Source organism: Serratia marcescens (genome assembly GCF_001902635.1).
Taxonomy (GTDB): Bacteria; Pseudomonadota; Gammaproteobacteria; order Enterobacterales; family Enterobacteriaceae; genus Serratia; species Serratia marcescens_F.
This window is the reverse complement of the sequence record NZ_MJAO01000004.1, coordinates 197,321-214,473: the sequence shown is the minus strand read 5'-3', so window position 1 is coordinate 214,473 and position 17,153 is coordinate 197,321. Positions and strand designations below refer to the sequence as shown.

General features: G+C 63.1%; 18 protein-coding genes. 5 read left to right on the top strand and 13 right to left on the bottom strand.

Annotated features, from left to right (window positions below; translation table 11 throughout):
• Window positions 1-37: 37 nt before the first annotated feature.
• Window positions 38-1,201 (bottom strand): 2-methylcitrate synthase, encoded by a 1,164-nt coding sequence (prpC, locus tag BHU62_RS05575; RefSeq protein WP_073529592.1) that lies wholly within the window; start codon window positions 1,199-1,201, stop codon window positions 38-40.
• 33 nt (window positions 1,202-1,234) lie between these two features.
• A complete protein-coding gene (gene prpB, locus BHU62_RS05570) occupies window positions 1,235-2,125 on the bottom strand; it encodes a methylisocitrate lyase (RefSeq protein WP_073529591.1) in 891 nt (296 codons plus the stop codon).
• A gap of 368 nt (window positions 2,126-2,493) precedes the next feature.
• Here prpB and prpR point away from each other — a divergent pair, with 368 nt between their 5' ends.
• Window positions 2,494-4,095, top strand: a complete 1,602-nt coding sequence (gene prpR / locus BHU62_RS05565) for a propionate catabolism operon regulatory protein PrpR (RefSeq protein WP_073529590.1) — start codon at window positions 2,494-2,496, stop codon at window positions 4,093-4,095.
• 3 nt (window positions 4,096-4,098) lie between these two features.
• Here prpR and BHU62_RS05560 read toward each other — a convergent pair whose 3' ends face one another.
• Window positions 4,099-5,007, bottom strand: a complete 909-nt coding sequence (locus tag BHU62_RS05560; protein WP_073529589.1) for a DMT family transporter — start codon at window positions 5,005-5,007, stop codon at window positions 4,099-4,101.
• A 136-nt stretch (window positions 5,008-5,143) separates the two neighbouring features.
• Here BHU62_RS05560 and BHU62_RS05555 point away from each other — a divergent pair, with 136 nt between their 5' ends.
• Window positions 5,144-5,578 (top strand): Lrp/AsnC family transcriptional regulator, encoded by a 435-nt coding sequence (locus tag BHU62_RS05555; protein WP_038880548.1) that lies wholly within the window; start codon window positions 5,144-5,146, stop codon window positions 5,576-5,578.
• Here the strand turns inward: BHU62_RS05555 and dinG are convergent, their stop codons facing one another.
• The 4 genes from dinG to BHU62_RS05535 all read right to left on the bottom strand — a co-directional run bounded on the left by dinG (window position 5,579) and on the right by BHU62_RS05535 (window position 9,339).
• On the bottom strand, window positions 5,579-7,777 hold the full coding sequence (dinG, locus tag BHU62_RS05550) for an ATP-dependent DNA helicase DinG (RefSeq protein WP_073529588.1): 2,199 nt from the start codon (window positions 7,775-7,777) through the stop codon (window positions 5,579-5,581).
• 66 nt (window positions 7,778-7,843) lie between these two features.
• Window positions 7,844-8,236: a tautomerase family protein gene (locus BHU62_RS05545; protein ID WP_073529587.1), complete on the bottom strand. Its 393-nt coding sequence runs from the start codon at window positions 8,234-8,236 to the stop codon at window positions 7,844-7,846.
• Window positions 8,226-8,558: a carboxymuconolactone decarboxylase family protein gene (locus tag BHU62_RS05540; protein ID WP_073529586.1), complete on the bottom strand. Its 333-nt coding sequence runs from the start codon at window positions 8,556-8,558 to the stop codon at window positions 8,226-8,228. Before BHU62_RS05540 ends, BHU62_RS05545 begins: the two co-directional genes overlap by 11 nt.
• A gap of 124 nt (window positions 8,559-8,682) precedes the next feature.
• On the bottom strand, window positions 8,683-9,339 hold the full coding sequence (locus tag BHU62_RS05535; RefSeq protein ID WP_073529585.1) for a glutathione S-transferase family protein: 657 nt from the start codon (window positions 9,337-9,339) through the stop codon (window positions 8,683-8,685).
• 241 nt (window positions 9,340-9,580) lie between these two features.
• Between BHU62_RS05535 and ompC the strand changes: the two genes are divergently transcribed.
• From ompC to BHU62_RS05520, 3 genes are all read left to right on the top strand, one after another.
• Window positions 9,581-10,678, top strand: coding sequence for a porin OmpC (ompC, locus tag BHU62_RS05530; protein ID WP_073529584.1), 1,098 nt, complete (start codon window positions 9,581-9,583; stop codon window positions 10,676-10,678).
• Between the two features lie 177 nt (window positions 10,679-10,855).
• Window positions 10,856-11,704 (top strand): GNAT family N-acetyltransferase, encoded by an 849-nt coding sequence (locus BHU62_RS05525; RefSeq protein ID WP_073529583.1) that lies wholly within the window; start codon window positions 10,856-10,858, stop codon window positions 11,702-11,704.
• A gap of 14 nt (window positions 11,705-11,718) precedes the next feature.
• Complete coding sequence (locus BHU62_RS05520) at window positions 11,719-12,549, top strand: 5'-nucleotidase, lipoprotein e(P4) family (protein WP_073529582.1); 831 nt, start codon at window positions 11,719-11,721, stop codon at window positions 12,547-12,549.
• Window positions 12,550-12,552: 3 nt separating this feature from the next.
• On the opposite strand, the gene BHU62_RS05515 is transcribed toward BHU62_RS05520, so the two are convergent.
• From BHU62_RS05515 to BHU62_RS05490, 6 genes are all read right to left on the bottom strand, one after another.
• Window positions 12,553-13,071: a GNAT family N-acetyltransferase gene (locus BHU62_RS05515; protein WP_073529581.1), complete on the bottom strand. Its 519-nt coding sequence runs from the start codon at window positions 13,069-13,071 to the stop codon at window positions 12,553-12,555.
• Between the two features lie 2 nt (window positions 13,072-13,073).
• Entirely contained in the window at window positions 13,074-13,643 is a 570-nt protein-coding gene (locus BHU62_RS05510) for a helix-turn-helix domain-containing protein (protein ID WP_073529580.1), read from the bottom strand.
• A gap of 69 nt (window positions 13,644-13,712) precedes the next feature.
• The gene (locus BHU62_RS05505) at window positions 13,713-14,024 is read right to left on the bottom strand and encodes an AzlD domain-containing protein (RefSeq protein WP_073529579.1); all 312 of its coding nucleotides are present in this window, start codon (window positions 14,022-14,024) and stop codon (window positions 13,713-13,715) included.
• Window positions 14,021-14,731 carry an AzlC family ABC transporter permease gene (locus BHU62_RS05500; RefSeq protein ID WP_073529578.1) on the bottom strand — a complete coding sequence of 237 codons (711 nt, stop codon included), beginning with the start codon at window positions 14,729-14,731 and terminating at the stop codon, window positions 14,021-14,023. Before BHU62_RS05500 ends, BHU62_RS05505 begins: the two co-directional genes overlap by 4 nt.
• A 71-nt stretch (window positions 14,732-14,802) precedes the next feature.
• On the bottom strand, window positions 14,803-15,651 hold the full coding sequence (locus tag BHU62_RS05495; protein ID WP_073529577.1) for an AraC family transcriptional regulator: 849 nt from the start codon (window positions 15,649-15,651) through the stop codon (window positions 14,803-14,805).
• Between the two features lie 30 nt (window positions 15,652-15,681).
• Window positions 15,682-17,136 carry an MFS transporter gene (locus BHU62_RS05490; protein WP_073529576.1) on the bottom strand — a complete coding sequence of 485 codons (1,455 nt, stop codon included), beginning with the start codon at window positions 17,134-17,136 and terminating at the stop codon, window positions 15,682-15,684.
• Window positions 17,137-17,153: the final 17 nt, after the last annotated feature.

The following is a 17,153-nucleotide window of genomic DNA, read 5'->3' as shown; positions in this document are numbered from 1 at the left end:
GACTCCATAGTGAAAACGACACGATAACGATCGGCGCTCAGCGCTGATCCAGCGGTACGAACGCCCGCGCTTCCGGCCCGGTATAGTTGGCGGATGGGCGAATGATTTTGTTGTCCTGCCGTTGCTCGATGATGTGCGCCGACCAACCGCTCACCCGCGCCATAACAAACAGCGGCGTGAACATTTCGGTGGGCACCCCCAGCTGGTAATAAGACACCGCCGAGAACCAGTCGAGGTTGGGGAACATCTTTTTGGTGTCGCGCATGACGCTTTCCAGCCGATCGGCGATGTCATACAGCTTCATCGCGCCCGCTTCCTGCGACAGGCGCTGCGCGATCTCTTTGATCACCTGGTGGCGCGGATCGGAGACGGTGTACACCGGGTGCCCGAAGCCGATCACCACCTCTTTGTTGTCGATACGGCGGCGGATATCGGCCTCCGCTTCATCCGGCGTTTCATAGCGCTGCTGGATCTCCAGCGACACCTCGTTGGCGCCGCCGTGCTTCGGCCCGCGCAGCGCACCGATCGCGCCGACAATCGCCGAATAGATGTCGGATCCGGTACCGGCGATCACCCGGCCGGCGAAGGTCGAAGCGTTAAACTCATGCTCGGCGTACAGGATCAGCGACGCATGCATCGCCTGTTCCCAGCTGGCGGAAGGCGCTTCACCGTGCAGCAGGTGCAGGAAGTGGCCGCCGATGGAGTCGTCGTCGGTCTCCGGCTGAATACGCTCGCCGTTATGGCTGTAGTGATACCAATACAACAGCATCGATCCCAACGACGCCAGCAGCCGGTCGGCGATGTCGCGCGCGCCGGCCGCGCCGTGCTGCTCTTTTTCCGGCAGGGTGCAGCCAAGGGCCGAAACGCCGGTGCGCATAACGTCCATCGGGTGAGACGCCGCCGGCAACGCCTCCAGCACCGTGCGCACGCTGGCGGGCAGGCCGCGCAGCGCTTTGAGACGGTGTTTATAGGCCAGCAGCTCGTCGCGGTTGGGCAACTTGCCGTGGATCAGCAGGTGGGCAACCTCTTCAAACTCGCAGTGGCGCGCGAGATCGAGAATGTCGTAACCGCGGTAGTGCAGATCGTTGCCGCTGCGCCCTACGGAGCACAGCGCAGTATTCCCGGCGGGCACGCCGGATAACGCCACGGATTTTTTCGGCTTATCGCCAGTCGGGCTTTGCGGAGGGATCGCTTGGCTCATACTGTCCTCGTTTGGCTTCTGCGTGAATGGCGCTTATTCGTCGCGCTGGCGGGCGAACAAAGCGTCGAGTTTCTCTTCGAACAAATAGTAGTTGATGCTTTCGTACAGCTCGTTGCGGGTTTGCATGGTGTCGATGACGCTTTTCTGCGTGCCCTCCTCGCGCAGGGCGCGATACACCCGCTCCGCCGCGCGGTTCATCGCCCGGAAGGCCGACAGCGGATACAGCGCCATATCCACCTGGGCACCGCGCAGTTCGTCGGTGGTGAACAGCGGCGTCGCGCCGAACTCGGTGATGTTGGCCAGGATCGGCACCTGCGTCGCCTCGGCAAAGCGGCGGTACATGCCCAGTTCGGTAATCGCTTCCGGGAACAGCATGTCGGCCCCGGCCGCCACGTAAGCCTGAGCACGCTCGATGGCCGCCTCCAGCCCCTCCACCGCCAGCGCATCGGTGCGCGCCATGATCACGAAGTCCGGATCGCTGCGCGCATCCACCGCCGCCTTGATGCGATCCACCATCTCTTCGGTGGAGACGATGGCCTTATTGGGCCGATGGCCGCAGCGCTTGGCGCCGACCTGATCTTCAATATGCAGTGCCGCCGCCCCGGCCTTGCTCACCGATCGCACCGTGCGGGCGACGTTGAACGCCGACGCGCCGAAACCGCTGTCGACATCCACCAGCAGCGGCAGCGGGCAGACGTCGGTGATGCGGCGAATATCGGTCAACACATCGTCCAGCGTCGAAATGCCCAGGTCCGGCAACCCCAACGAACCGGCCGCCACGCCGCCGCCGGAAAGGTAGATGGCCTGGAATCCGGCCCGCTGGGCCAGCAGCGCATGGTTGGCGTTGATCGCGCCGGCTATTTGCAGCGGTTTTTCTTTATTCAGGGCCTGACGAAAGGCGAGCCCGGGTGAGCGCAGCGTCATGACGTTCTCTCCGATTAACTAGATGAAACAAAGAGAGCAAAGGGCGGGCCAGGTTGTACTTTGGTGAGGGAAAAAATTAAAAGCGATAAAAATAAGTGAGTTACAAAATGCTCAGCGCCATTGGCCAGGCAAAGGGACAAGAAACGTTTCAGTTAACGTTTCAACCGCCGTTTCACGCCGCATATTTGAAACACGACTGAAACCGGGCTACACCTATACCCTAACTAATTGAAGTTGCATCAAGGCGGCAAGCCTAAGTCCCCAGGAACATAGGCAACTATGTGACTGGGGCGCACAAGCGCAGCCAACAAAGAGGCAGCTTCAAGTATGACGGGTATCATGCAGCCTCTTCCATTCGGTAACCGACCATGAGCGATCACATCACGCCGCCCCGCACGCCTGACAAACCGGTGATCTGGACGGTCTCCATCACCCGCCTGTTCGATCTGTTCCGGGACATCAGCCTGGAATTCGATCACCTGGCGACCATCACCCCGATCCGCCTCGGCTTCGAGGAGGCGGTGCAACACATCCGCGCTCGCCTGGCTACCGAGCCCTGCGACGCCATCATCGCCGCCGGCTCCAACGGCGCCTACCTGAAAAGCCGCCTGTCGGTGCCGGTCATTTTGGTCAAACCCGGCGGCTTCGATCTGTTGCAGGCGCTGAGCAAGGCGCGCAAAACTGCCGATCGGATCGGCGTCATCACCTATAAAATGCCCCTGCCCGCACTGATGGAGTTCCAGCAAACCTTCGATCTGCCGCTGGAGCAACGCAGCTACGTCACCGAAGAGGATGCGCGCGGCCAGATCGCCGAGCTGAAAGCCGCCGGCATTCAGGCCGTGGTCGGCGCGGGCCTGATCAGCGACCTGGCAGAAGAGGCCGGGCTCACCGCCATTTTTCTCTACTCCGCCGCCACCCTGCGCGCCGCCTTCAGCGATGCGCTGGACGTGACGCGCCTGATGCTGGGCGGCGGCAAACGCAGCGGCGATTACGCTGCGCGCAACACCCTGCAGCCGCGCTACGGGCTCGGTGATTTGCAGGGCGACTCCCCGCAGATGGAGCAGACGCGGCGCACCATCATGCTGTACGCCCGTTCGCCGGCGGCGGTGTTGATAGAAGGGGAAACCGGCACCGGCAAGGAGCTGGCGGCGCAGGCGATCCACCGGGAATTCTTTGCCCGACGCGGCGCACCGTCCAGGGGCGCCGCGCCGCCGTTCGTCGCCATCAACTGCGGCGCCATCGCCGAATCGCTGCTGGAGGCGGAACTGTTCGGCTATGAGGAAGGCGCCTTTACCGGCTCGCGGCGCGGCGGCCGGCGCGGGCTGCTGGAAGCCGCCAACGGCGGCACTCTGTTTCTCGATGAGATCGGCGAAATGCCGCTGCATCTGCAAACCCGACTGCTGCGCGCGCTGGAAGAAAAAACCGTCACCCGGGTCGGCGGGCAGCAACCGGTGCCGGTCGACTTTCGTGTCATCAGCGCCACCCACAACCGGCTGGAGCAGGCGATTCAACAGGGCGGCTTTCGCGCCGATCTGTTCTACCGCCTGAGCGCCCTGCGGCTGCAGCTGCCGCCGCTGCGCGCGCGTGGCGACGATATCGCGATGCTGGCGGAACACTTTCTGAAGCAGTCGCTGGCGGCGCTCGGCGTGCCGCTGACGGAGCCGCTGCGTATCGCCGTAGCCGGCTGTTACGCCGCGCTGAGTCATTACGCCTGGCCCGGCAACCTGCGCGAGCTGCGCAACATGATGGAACGGGTGGCGCTGATGCTGAGCACCGGCGCCGCGCCAACCGGCGAGACGCTGCGGTGGCTGTTGCCGGAGCTGGCCGCCGCACCGCCGCCCGAAACGCCAGCCCCGCCCCTTTCCGCACATGAGGCCCTGGCGCAATCTGGAGGCGACCATGCCGCCGCCGCCCGGTTGCTCGGGATCAGCCGCACCACCTTATGGCGCCGGTTGAAGCAGCCGGCCTGAGGCTCAGCCGGCGCGTCGGCCGTCCGAGGCCGGCAACAGTTGCGCTCGCCGTTCGCCCAGCAGGTTCATGCCCGCCGCCGCCAGCAGGATGATCGCCGCGCCCAGCAGCTGCCACGCCGACAGACGGTGGCCAAACGCCAGGCGATCCACCAGCATGGCGGCGATCGGGTAAATAAACGACAGCGAGCCGATCAGGTTGGTCGGCAGCTTCTGTAGGGCGCCGTACATCAACACGTACATCAGGCCGGTGTGCAACACGCCAAGCGTCGCCAGCATTCCCCACTGCCCAGCGCTGGCCGAAACATGGAAATCCACCAACGGCAACAACATCACCGCCCCCACCGTCACCTGAATCAACGCGATCAGATGCGGCGGCGTGCCTTTCAGCCGCTTGGCCGCCAGCGCCATCAGGGCGTAGAAAAACGCCGCGCCGAGCGCCAGCGCGACGCCCGCCAAATAATGACTCTGCTCCCCCGCCTGCCGTGGCTGCGCCAGCACCACCAGCATCATGCCGCCGAACGCCAGCCCCAGCCACAGCAGCTTGCGGGCGGTCAGCCGTTCACCCAGAAACAGCGCCCCCAGCCCCACCAGCATAAACGGCTGGGTGTTGTACACCGCCGTGGCGATGGAAATAGACGCATAAGAATAGGCGGCAAACAGCAGCAGCCAGTTGATCACCAGCGCCACCCCGCCGGCTATCGCGAGCAGCAGCGTGGCACGCGTCAGCGCATCTCGCCGCAGCTGCCCCAGCGCGCCGCACACCGCCAGCAGCACCAGCGCCCCCACCGCGCAGCGCCAAAACACCACGTTGATAACCGGCTGGCCGGACATCAACACAAACCAGCCGATAGAGCCGGAAATCAGCATCGCCGCCGTCATCTCCAGCGAGCCGCGTTTTATCTCTGCATGCATTCTGCGTTCCTCCAAACTTGCCCAGAGACATAGCTTGCGGCTTCGCGAAGCGGCTTTCTATAGCATAAAAAAGGCAGATATGCTTAACTGCCTTTTTCTCGAAGCTATAATAAAAAAAATACCTAACGGAGGCGTTATGGATGATATCGATCGCCAGATCCTGACTCTTTTGGCGCAGGACGCGCGCGCGTCGTTGAAGACGCTGAGCGCGCAGGTGGGGCTGTCGTCGCCGAGCACCTCGGAAAGGCTGCGGCGGCTGGAGGAAAGCGGCGTGATCCAGGGCTATACCCTGAACGTCAATCTGCAGGCGGTGGGCTACGCCTTTGAGTCGCTGGTGCGCATCAAACCGCTGCCGGGCATGCTGAAGAAGGTCGAACAGCTGATTCAGGCAATCCCGGAAGTGGTCGAGTGCGATAAGGTGACCGGCGAAGACTGCTTTATCGTGCGGCTGGTGGCACACTCGATGGAACAGCTCGACCATACCCTCGATCGGCTGGCCGAGCACGCGCAGAGCAACACTTCGATCGTGAAAACCACGCCGGTTAAACGCCGCCTGCCGCCGCTGCTCTGATTAACGCCGCCGCTTGCGGGCGAACGGGTTGCCGCGCTTCTTCTCTTTTTTGGCCGCGTCGGCGGCGGATTTCAGCGCCGCCAGATGTGCCTTGTCGGCCTCCGGCACCGCGCGCTGTTCGATCGGGAACACCGGCAACGACGCCAACAGCCGCGAACCGTAGTTTTTGGTCAGCAGCCGACGATCGTAGATCACGATCTCGCCGTAGCATTGGTTGCTGCGGATCAGGCGGCCGACCTGCTGGATCAGGTTGAACGAGGCGCTCGGCAGGCTCTGCACTTCGAACGGATAGCGCTTCAGCGATTTCAGCCACTCGCCTTCGGTCACGATCACCGGGCTGTCGATCGGCGGGAACGCGATTTTGTGAATATGCACCTGGGTCAGCAGCTCGCCTTTCAGATCCAGCCCTTCGGCGAACGATTGCAGCCCCACCAGCACGCTGGCTACGCCCTTCTCCACCCGCTTGCGGTGCTCTTCCACCAGCCGGTAGCGCGGCTGGTCGCCCTGCACCAGCAGCATCAGCCGCAGATCGGTCACGTAGCTGAGGAAAGTCTGCATCGCCCGGTGGCTGCTGAACAGGATCAGCATGCCTTTGTGTTTGCCGCTCGCCTGCTCGGCACGGAAACAGCGCGCCATCTCCTCGAGGTGCTCCGCCTCGTTGGCGAGCGCCGGTTCGTAGCGCATCTGCGGAATGACAATCTTGCCCTGCTCGACGTGATTGAACGGCGAAGAGAGGGTTTCGAAACGATCGCCGGCCTTCTCGCTCAGCCCGCTCATCTCCTGCAAACGCGCGAAGCTGTTCAGCGAACGCAGCGTGGCCGAGGTGACCACCACGTGCGGCACCTTGCGCCACAGCAGCTTCTCCAGCTGGTCGCTGACGCGGATGCCGACGCAGTGCAGATACAGATGGGTGACGTTATCGCGCAGTTCGCGCGTGACCCATTTGGAGATCGGCGCGTTGGACGACTTGTCCAGCGCCGCCAGCCGCCATAGCTTGCTCATCGCCTCCAGATAGCCCAGCGTGCGGCTCATCTGCAGGATGGCGCGGTGCAGGCGCATGATGTCATGCTTGCCGGTCTGCTCGGTGAGATCGTTAAGCACGAACTCCGCCAGCCCGCGCAGCGCATCGGTCAGTTTGAACAACCGCGCGCAGCTCTCCACCATCTCCGCCGGCAGCTCGCCCATTTCGAAACGGTGCTCGGCCGCCACGCTGTCGCCGGGCAGGTAGGCGCTGATCTGATGCTCGAAGATCTGCACCAGCTCGCGCAGCTCCTCGCAATGGTTTTTCAGCCGCTCGCTGTTGGCCAGCCCCGGCGGATTCTTCGGCCGGTACTGCGTCATGCACTGCTCGACCTGGCGCACGATCATGTCCAGCTGCAGGTTGGTCGACAGCGCGGTGATTTCCCCGTCGATCTCCAGCGCATCGCGCGCCACCTCCGGCAAATGGTGGCCTTCGTCCAGCACCAGCAGCAGCTCTTTCGGGTTCGGCAACACCGACTCCGTCTCCAGCGCCGCCATCACCAGGGCGTGGTTGGCCACCACCACGTCGGCGCTCTCGATCTCTTTGCGGGCGATATAAAACGGGCATTCGCGAATGTAATGACAGTTACGCCCCAGGCAGTTGGCCTTGTCGGTGCTCAGCTTGGCCCACAGCGGATCGTCGATGCTCTGTTGATAGTGATCGCGCAGCCCGTCCCACTCGAAGCGGGCCAGCGCCTTGGTCAGTTTCTGGCACAGCGCCTGCTCTTCGCCGCTGGACGGCGCCAGCTCATCGTCGAGGAACAGCGTCAGATCGCCCTGCTGGCTGACGTCGGTGCTCATCGCCGCCAGGTTGCGCGGGCACACATAGCGCCCACGGCCAAAGGCGCCGGTAAATTTCAGATCGGGGATAATCTTCTTCAGCAGCGGCAAATCCTTGCTGTAGATCTGATCCTGCAACGCCACGTTGGCGGTGCTGACCACCAGCGGTTTGCTCTCCGCCCGCCCGACGGCGATGCCCGGGATCAGGTAAGACAGCGTTTTGCCGACGCCGGTCGGCGCTTCGATCGCCAGATGGCGTGAGTAGTCGCCGGCCAGCGTCTTCGCCACCTCGGCGATCATCTGGCGCTGGGGCGCACGGGAAATAAAATCCGGTATTTGCTGCTGCAGGGCTTTGTACCACTGGCCAATCTGATCTTTAACTGCGGAGGAGAGCGCCATTCAACTCTTATCTAAACGAAATGATGGCGCTATTGTCCCACAGACCGTCGGCGGCGTCAGCCCGAGTTACGCCTGCGGATCGATCATCGAGGCGCGCCCGGCGCTGAACGACCACTCGTCCAACTGGGTGGTGGTGATCACTACCATCACATCCTCGGGGCGCAGCCGCAGATTTTCCGCCAGCAGCGCCGCCAGCCGCCCGTAGAAGCGCCGCTTGGTGTCGGTGTCGCGCGGCCGCCCGGCGGTGATGTAAAACAACACGAAATCCGCGCTGCGCGGCCCGCCGAGATAGTCGCGATCGTAGATAAGCTCACCGGGGCGGTATTGATCGATCACCTGAAATTTATCCGTCGGCGGTACCTCAAAGGCCTCTACCAGCGCCTGATGCAGGCTGTCGGACAAGGTTTGCAGATAGGCGGCGGATTTGCCCTGATGCAGGGCGATGCGGCTAAACGGCATGGTTGGCCTCCTGTTCCAGCTCGCGCAGGCGCGCCACGGCCGACGCCGCCGCGGGCCAGCCGGCGTAGAACGCCAGATGGGTGATGAGCTCGGCCAGCTGCTGGCGCGTCACGCCATTGCGCTGCGCCAGCTGCAGGTGAAACGGCAGTTGTTCCACGCGGTTGAGCGCCACCAGCGCGGCGACGGTAATCAGGCTGCGTTCGCGCGGACTGAGCTCCGGCCGCTGCCAAACATCGTCAAACAAAACGCGGTCGCTGAGCTGCGCCAGCTTGGGGGCAATATCGCCGAACGCCTGTTGCCCGGCCTGGGATTCTGATGGCATCACACTCTCCTGTCAGTTGCGGATAGCCTTACGCTACCCGCCGCCGCAGCGAGTGAAAATCGGGATTTTCGGCAGTCTCGGTTCAGAAAAACGGGAGGGTCCCCCGCCGGGCGGCGGGGAAGTTTCACGATTCCAACGAGGCAACGCCGTCGAAATGGGCGCTCAGCAGCGCATTCAGCTCCGGCCGCTGTTCCACCCGTTCAGCGATGGCGTACAACCGCGGGCAGTGTTGCCGGAACCACGCACGGCCCGGCCGCCAGTTGCACATCACCGCGACGTACAGATCCAACGCGCTGAAGCTCTTGCCGAGAAACCACGGGCCCGCTGCGCCGGCGGCGGCGTTCAGCTGCTGCAATAAACGCTCGCGATACTCCATCACCGCGTTTTTCAGCTGCTCCGCCCCCGCCGCCTGCGGCTGCCAGCGCTGCGGATGGTCGGCATAGGTGAAAGTGGGGTAAATCTCCGCGTTGATGAACAGCAGCCAGCGTAGAAAACGCGGCAACAGCGGTGAACCGCTGGGCGGTGCCAGCTCGGCATGCGGTGCGCGATCGTGCAGCAACAGAATAATCGCCGCACTCTCCGTCATCACTTCGTCATTGGGCAACACTAAGGTGGGCACCTGGCCGAGCGGGTTCAACGCCAACAGACGATCGCGCTCCGGGCCGTCCTGCGCGTAGTCCACTTCCTCATAGCCCCAGGGAAACGCGGTCAGCGCCAACGCGGCGGCCACGATGGTCGAGCCGCAGCCCTGCGTACCGAACAACGTATAAGTATCGTGCATGATTCCTCCCGCAGCGGAACAAGGTATCGGTAACTGTAGACCAGCCGCCGGCCGCCGGCTGAAGAAAAAATTCACCCTTTGCGCGACTTTTTTAATCGTTCGACATGAAAATGAATTTTTTGTCATAAATAGATCACATTACTACGGTAAAAATTCTCCGCCGCAAACAATCAGGCGGCACAGTAAAACAGCAATGCAACTGATGATAAGCGTCTTTCAATCGAATAAAGCAGGGAAACTCATGAAACGTAATCTTCTGGCCGTTATTATTCCGGCACTTTTACTTGCGCAAGCGGCACAGGCAGCAGAAATCTACAATAAAGACGGCAACAAGCTCGATTTTTACGGTCGTGTAAAAGCCCTGCATTATTTCTCCGATGATGCCGGCAACGACGGCGATAAAACTTACGTGCGCATCGGCTTTAAAGGCGCCACTCAGATTAATGACATGCTGACCGGTTACGGCCAGTGGGAATATCAGATCGCCGCTAACCATGCTGAATCAGACGGCACCAAAGACACCAAAACGCGTCTGGGCTTCGCCGGTCTGAAATATAAAGATCTCGGTTCTTTCGACTACGGTCGCAACTACGGCATTATTTACGACGTCGGCGCCTGGACGGATATGCTGCCTGAATTCGGTGACGACGCCTACGTCAAAACCGACAACTTCATGAACGGCCGCACCAACGGCGTCGCCACCTACCGTAATAACAACTTCTTCGGTCTGGTCGACGGCCTGAAATTCGCCGTACAGTACCAGGGCAAGAACGAAAACGACGGCCGCTCCGCCAGCAAGGCGAACGGCGACGGTTGGGGTCTTTCCTCCAGCTATGAAATTATCGACGGCCTGAGCGTGGGCGCAGCCTATGCCTCTTCCAGCCGTACCACCAGCCAGAAAGCGGGCGCCTTCGGTAAAGGCGACAAGGCCGATATCTGGGCCGCCGGTCTGAAATACGACAACAACGATGTCTACCTGGCTGCTACCTACTCGGAAAGCCGCAACATCGCGCCGATTTCCGGCACCGCCACCATCAATAACCGCTCCACCTCCGTCAGCGGCTTCGCCAATAAAGCGGAAGGCCTGGAACTGGTTGCGCAATATCAGTTCGATTTCGGTCTGCGTCCATCGCTGGGCTACGTTCAGCAGAAAGGCAAAGATATTGAAGGCATCGGCGATGCCGACCTGGTGAAATATATCGACGTGGGCGCGTACTACTATTTCAACAAGAACATGTCGACCTATGTCGATTATAAAATCAACCAGCTCGACAGCAATAACAAGCTGGGTCTGAAAGACGACAACGTGATTGCCGTCGCCCTGACCTACCAGTTCTGATGTGATGAATGAATAACCACCACTGCAAACTTTAGCGTCACTTGATACCCAGAGTTTTATTTCGCCGGGCGGCTGCGTCCGGCTTTTTTATTTTATTTTCCCGCCAACGAATTTCCCCGCTTGCCTTGTAAAACAAACGGGTCTACATGTATAGCTTCCCCCCGAGCGGAATCAGCCATGTATAACGACGGACGCTTCGACTACCACAATGCCTTGCGCTACAGCAGCGACGAACTGGCAAACATCCTCAACCACTGTTTTGAAAACTACATCGTGCGCTTCGTGCTCGACGGGCCGACCTTCGCCGCCCGCTTCGGTGCCGAAGATCTCAGCCTGAACGACAGCCTGATCGTCACCCATCGCCATGAACCGGTAGCGCTGGCGCTGGTCGCCCGCCGCGGCCTTCACAGCCGGGTCGCGGCTTTTTCCGTGCGCCCGGAGATGCGCGGCCAGGGGCTGGGCAAGGCGCTGATGCAGCGGTTGGTGGCGGACGCCCGCCTGCGCGGCGATCGTCGGCTGTCGCTGGAAGTGATCGAAGGCAACGAAGCCGCACTGGCGCTGTATCATCGTGCCGGGCTGCGCATCGTGCGCACCCTGACCGGCCATCAGGCGCCGGCGGAAATACCGCCAGGCACGGCGGTGCCGCAGGCGGTCGATCCGCTGACCGTCAGCCATCGCCTGATGGCGGAAGGTGCCACCGACCTGCCCTGGCTGATCGCCCCCGAATCGTTGTTCAAGCTGCCGGGCAAACCGCAAGCCTATACGCTCGGAAATCAGGCCTACGCCGTGGTGATGCCCGGTGCAGAGCACTGCTGGCTGCGCCTGATCTACGTACCGCCGCAGCACCGCGGCCAGGGGCATGCCCGCACCTTGCTGGCCGCCCTGCAAGCACAGTTCGCCCCTTTGCCGCTGGCCGCCAACGTCTTGGTGCCCGAGGTGGCGGCCCCCTTCTTTACGCATCTTGGCTGGCGGCAAGATCCTCTGCGCCAGTTCGAGATGGATATGCGGCTGGACAGCCCACAATAAAGAGAGAGATAACGATGGCAGGAAAACAGGCAAGGAAACTCACCCTCGGTGCGGCGGTTGGCGTCGCGCTGCTGACGTTGGCCGGTTGCGCGCAGCCGCCGCACACCGATGCGCAGGCCCAGCAACGGCTGGCGGATCAGTCGGTGCTGGCGGTGAACTGGTTCCAACAGTCCGGCGAATACCGGGCGTTGGCGCATCAGGCATTCAACAGCGCGCAGCGCGCCTTCGATCAGGCCAAGGCCGCACCGGGCCGTAAAAAGGCGGTGGTGGTCGATCTGGATGAAACCCTGCTGGACAACAGCGCCTACTCCGGCTGGCAAGCGCAGCAGGGCCAGCCGTACAACGGCGCCACCTGGGCCAAATGGACGCAGGCCGAACAGGCCGGCGCGGTGCCGGGCGCGGTGTCGTTTGCCCGCTACGTCAACGACCATCAGGGTACGATGTTCTACGTCTCGAACCGCAAGCAGAGCGAATACGCCGCCACGGTGGCCAACATGCAGAAGCTGGGCTTCACCGGCATGTCGGAAAAAACCGTGCTGCTCAGCACCGACACCGCCAATAAGCAGGCGCGCTTCGACGCCATCAAACGGGCCGGCTATGACATCGTGGTCTACGCGGGCGACAACCTGAACGACTTCGGTGCCGCGACTTACCACCAGGACAATGCGCAGCGCCGGGCGTTCGTCAGCGAGAACCAGGGCAAGTTCGGCACCGAATTCATCGTGCTGCCCAACCCGATGTACGGCGATTGGGAAAGCGGCCTGGCCCGCGACTACAACAAGCTGACGCCGCAGCAGAAGCTGCAGGTGCGCCAACAGGCGATCAAAGCCTGGAGCGGGCGCTAAGCCTCACAGCAGTTTGTACATATAGCAGGTGGCTTCCAACGCCCCGCCGTCGCTGGCGCGGGCGTATTGCGGGATGTCGCCCGCCGCCTCGAAACCCAATTGGCGGTACAACCCCTGCGCCGCGCTGCCGCTCAGGGTGTCCAGCACCAACAGGCTGCGGCGATGACGCGCCGCCAGCGCCTGCACTTCCTGCATCAACAGCCGCGCGACGCCCTGCCGCCGCGCCTGCGGGTGTACCATCAGTTTGACCACTTCCGCCCGGTGGCGGCCGTTGTCCGGCATCGCCAACAGCAGCTGCACGGTGCCGACCGGCCGCCCGTTCGCGAGCGCCACCAGCATGGCACGCTCTCCCCGCGCCAGGGCCGGCAGCAACCCCTGCCAGAACGCCTGCGCCTGTTCCACCGTAAAGGGCATGACAAAGCCGATGCTGGCGCCGTGCGCCACGCTGGCGTGCAGCATCTCGGCCAATTCGGCCATGGCGCTTTGCGCCGCGTCGGCGTCCCACTGTTGCAATTCAATCATGGCTATGGCCTGCAGATAACGAGCGTGTAATGGGCCGGCTCAGCGCCGGGGACATGGAAACGGGAAGCGCCAAACAGGCGGTAGCGCAGGCAGTCGCCGGGCGATAGCCGGAAAACGCGCCCTTCCAGCGTCAGTTCCAGCTGCCCGGACAGCAGCCAGAGGTGATGCTCCAGCGCCGGAATCGACGGCAGGTCGTAATCAATCTGCGCACCGGCATCGAGCCGGGCTTCGATAAATTCGGCCTTATACAGCGCGGCGGGGGGAGAAACGGAGCGACGGTGAAAACCGCTGGCGCGATCGACCCACACCGGCTGCTGCGGCGGCCGCAACAGCTCCGGCGGTTCGTCTTCGATTTCGCTCAGCAGGCGCGACATGGTCAACCCGTAGGCGGCGCACAGCCGGTTCAGCAGCGACGCCGTCGGGCTGGTTTCGGCGCGCTCCACCCGCGAGAGCGTCGCCCGGCTAAGGCCGGTGCGCTGCGCCAGCTCCTCCAGCGACCACGCCCGCTGCTGACGCAAATCCGCCAACCGCTGCGCCAACCTGAGGTCGGCATTGTCCAAACCGTTATCCACCGCTCACACTCCGCTCAAAAATCCCATATAAGAGAAATAATCTCAAATTAGAGATATAGCAAGCGGATTTTAAAAAACGCCGCGTAGCGCGATGAATATCAGCATGCTCAGCAACACCACCGCCAACATGTTGCGCAGGAAGAACGCCAGGATCACCGCAAACACCGCCCCCCACAGGTAAGGGTTATCCGGCGCGGCGCGCAGCTGGTCGCCGCTGAAAGCGACAATCGGCCCGCAAATCGCCGTCAGCACCGCCGGCACGGAAAAGCTCAACAGGGTTTTAACGCGCGGCGACAGGCGCAGCGGCAACCCCGGCGCCAGAAAACAGTAGCGGTTGAAGAACACCACCAGCCCCATCAAGACAATCGTCAGCCAGATCATCGGCGCCCCCCGCTGCACAGCAGCCCGACCAGCATCGCCGCCACGGTGGCGATCACCAATGCGCCCGGCGTCTGGAAATGGTGCAACACAATGGAAAGCAGCAACGCGGTCAGCACGCAGGCCAACACCGGCAGGCTGCGCACCAGCGGCACCACGATGGCGATAAAGGTGGCGACGATGGAAAAATCCAGCCCATAACCGTCCAGATCCCCGGCGCTGCCGGCGGCCACGACGCCGAGCAGCGTGGAGAGAAACCAGCACAGGTAAAAGGTCAGCCCGGCGCCCAGCGCATACCAGCGGTTGAAACGCGCCGGCGCCTGTTCGCCGGTCAGCGCGAACAGTTCATCGGTAAGCAAGAATCCCAGCGCCAATCGCCAACGTAACGGCAGCGGTGCGATACGCTCCCGCAGCCGCAGCGCGTAGAGAAAATGCTGGGCGGTGACGAAAAAGGTCGACAGCAGGATCGCCAGCAGTCCGGCGCCGCCCTTGATCATGCCCATTGCCACCAGCTGCGACGCCCCGGCGAACACGATGGCCGACATGCCCAGCCCCTGCGCCGGCGTCAGCCCGCTTTGCAGGGCCATCGAGCCCGCCAGTATGCCCCACGGCACCACCGCCAGGCACAGCGGCAAGATCGCCACCCCGCCCTGCAGCGCAGGGCGCAGGCGGGCAGACGGTGGTGTGATGAGAGGGATTGAATCAGTCATGGGCTTCTCCTTCGGTTGAAGGAGCCAGCTTACGGCGGGCGAGTGCACGGGTATTGCACCCGATTGCCCGGCTATTTCAGCGATTTGACGTAGTCGCCCGGCGTAATGCCCATCGACTTGCGGAAATGGCGGTGGAAATGGCTTTGATCGTGAAAACCGCAGCTCAGCGCGCTGTCCAGCACGCTGCTGCCGGCCTTTAACATGCCGCGTGCCTTGCGCAGCCGCGCCTGAATTTGATAGGCATGCGGCGGCAGACCGGTGGCCTGCTGAAACTGCCGCAGCAGGTAATAAGGGCTGAGCGCCACCCGCTCCGCCAGCTCCAGCAGCGAAATGTCCGCCTCGGGGAAATCGTCGAGAAAGGCTTTCACCCGCGCCACCTGGCTTTGCGCCCGGCTCTGCGGCGTGGGATCGATGCGGCTTTTGCCGTGCCGCAGCATCAGCCAGGTCAGCGCCGAGAACACCATGGTCTCCTTCATCAGCCGGTTCTCATCGCTGCGCAGCAGGCTGAACGCCATTCGCAGCTGGCCGGCCAAGCCGACGTCGTGCACCACCGGGTTGGGGAAATAAGGCGTCGCGCCGGCGCCGGTTTTCAGATCGCGCGACAAAAACGCCAGCAGCTCCGGCGTCGGGTACATCGCCTGATACGACCACCCCTCTTCGGTGGCGGAGCTGCCGGTGTGGATGTCGTCGGCGTTGACCAGAATGATGCTGCCCAGCGGCGCCACGTGTTCGCCGCCGGTGCGGTAGAAGCGCTGGGCGCCGTCGTCGATGACGCCCACGCAGAAGCCTTCATGGCTGTGGCGCGAGAAGGTTTGGCGGCGATAGGTGGCCTGCAGCACCTCCAGCCCGCCGAGATCGTCGACGTGCATGAAATGGGCCTGTTCCCGGGATGCTTTGTGCGCTGCGCCTTCCGCCTTCATCTTGCCTACCTCCGCTGAATGAGCGCCATTCTAGCACTCGCGCGAGGGCGGGTTTTGTACAAAATTGCCCGCCTCGACGCCCGGCGGCGCAATCGCCGCGCAGCGCCAGGCGCTGAATACCGCCAGCAGCGGCGCCAGCGCGAACGCCAGGAACAGCCAACGCGCCGCCGATGCTGCGCCCGTCGCGCCACCCGGATCGTTGAGCCCCGCCAGGTTGGCGATCATCCCGGCCAGCGCCGCGCCGAATGCAGTAGCGAACAGCTGCACCGTGGTGATCGAGGCACCGGCGATATCTTTGTCCGCTTCAGGCGCCACCTGCAGAATGCGCGTCAGCAGGTGTGGCCAGCCGAAGCCAATGCCGAACCCCACCAGCAACAGCGCAATGACGATCGGCGCCAGCGCCTGCCAATGGCCGCCGGACGGCACCGGCATCAGGATCGCCAGCGCCAGCAGCCCCACCAGCACAAACAGCGGCCCGCTGACGATCGCCCGGCGAATGCCCGCCCCGCGCCAGCCGGAGCTGAGGATCTCGGACAGCGTCCAGCCGGCGGCCATGGCGGCGGCGATATAGCCGGAGATCAGCGGCGACTGGCTGTGCAGCAGTTGCAGGAAATAAGGCACGAAGATCTCGCTGGTCATGCCGATCACCAGCAACGCGGTCGTGATGTAGAGCGCCGCCAGCGATGAACCGCGCCGCAGTGCGCCGTGCGGTAACAGGCGGGCGCGCGAGTGCGCTTCACGCTTCAGCAGCCAGGCCATCAGCAGCAGCGAGAGCGCGATGCCCGCCAGGTTGATCCAGGGGCTGTGCGCCAGGCTGCCGGCGGACACCACCAGCACCGCGACGGTCAGCAACAGCAGCTGCGCGGCCGGCAACGGCGCGGCCGCCTGCTGCGCTTTGCCCTTGGGCAGGATCAGGAAGGTAAACGCGGCGTACAGCGCCATGATCGGCAGCAGAATGCCGAAGGCCCAGCGCCAGGCGTGCAGCTCGGCGAAAATGCCGCCCACCGCCGGCCCCACCAGGGTGGCGATGCCCCACATCGCCGAGATGAGCGCCATGGCGCGCGGCCACAGCCGCTGTTCGAACACCAGGTTGATCATCGCGTAGGAGAGCGCGAAGATCAGCCCGCCGCCGAAGCCCTGCACCGTGCGGCCGATCAGCATCACCGGCATGCTCGGCGCCAGCGCGCACAGCGCCGCCCCGGCGATGAAGAACAACGAGGCCACCAGATAGGCGCTGCGCGCGCCGTAACCGCTGAGCAGCCGGGCCGACAGCGCGGAACCGAGGATTGACGCCACCACGAACAGCGTGGTGTTCCAGGCATAGAGATCCAGCCCGCCGATATCCTGCACCACCGAGGGCAGAATGGTGGTGGCGACCAGAATATTGATGGCATGCAGCGCTACGCCGAGCGAAAGCGCGATCGCACTGGCCGCATTTTTGCCGGAGAAAAGGTCGCTCCAGCGGCTATCGTCATGGGTTATCACGGTTGTCGTCCTGTTTT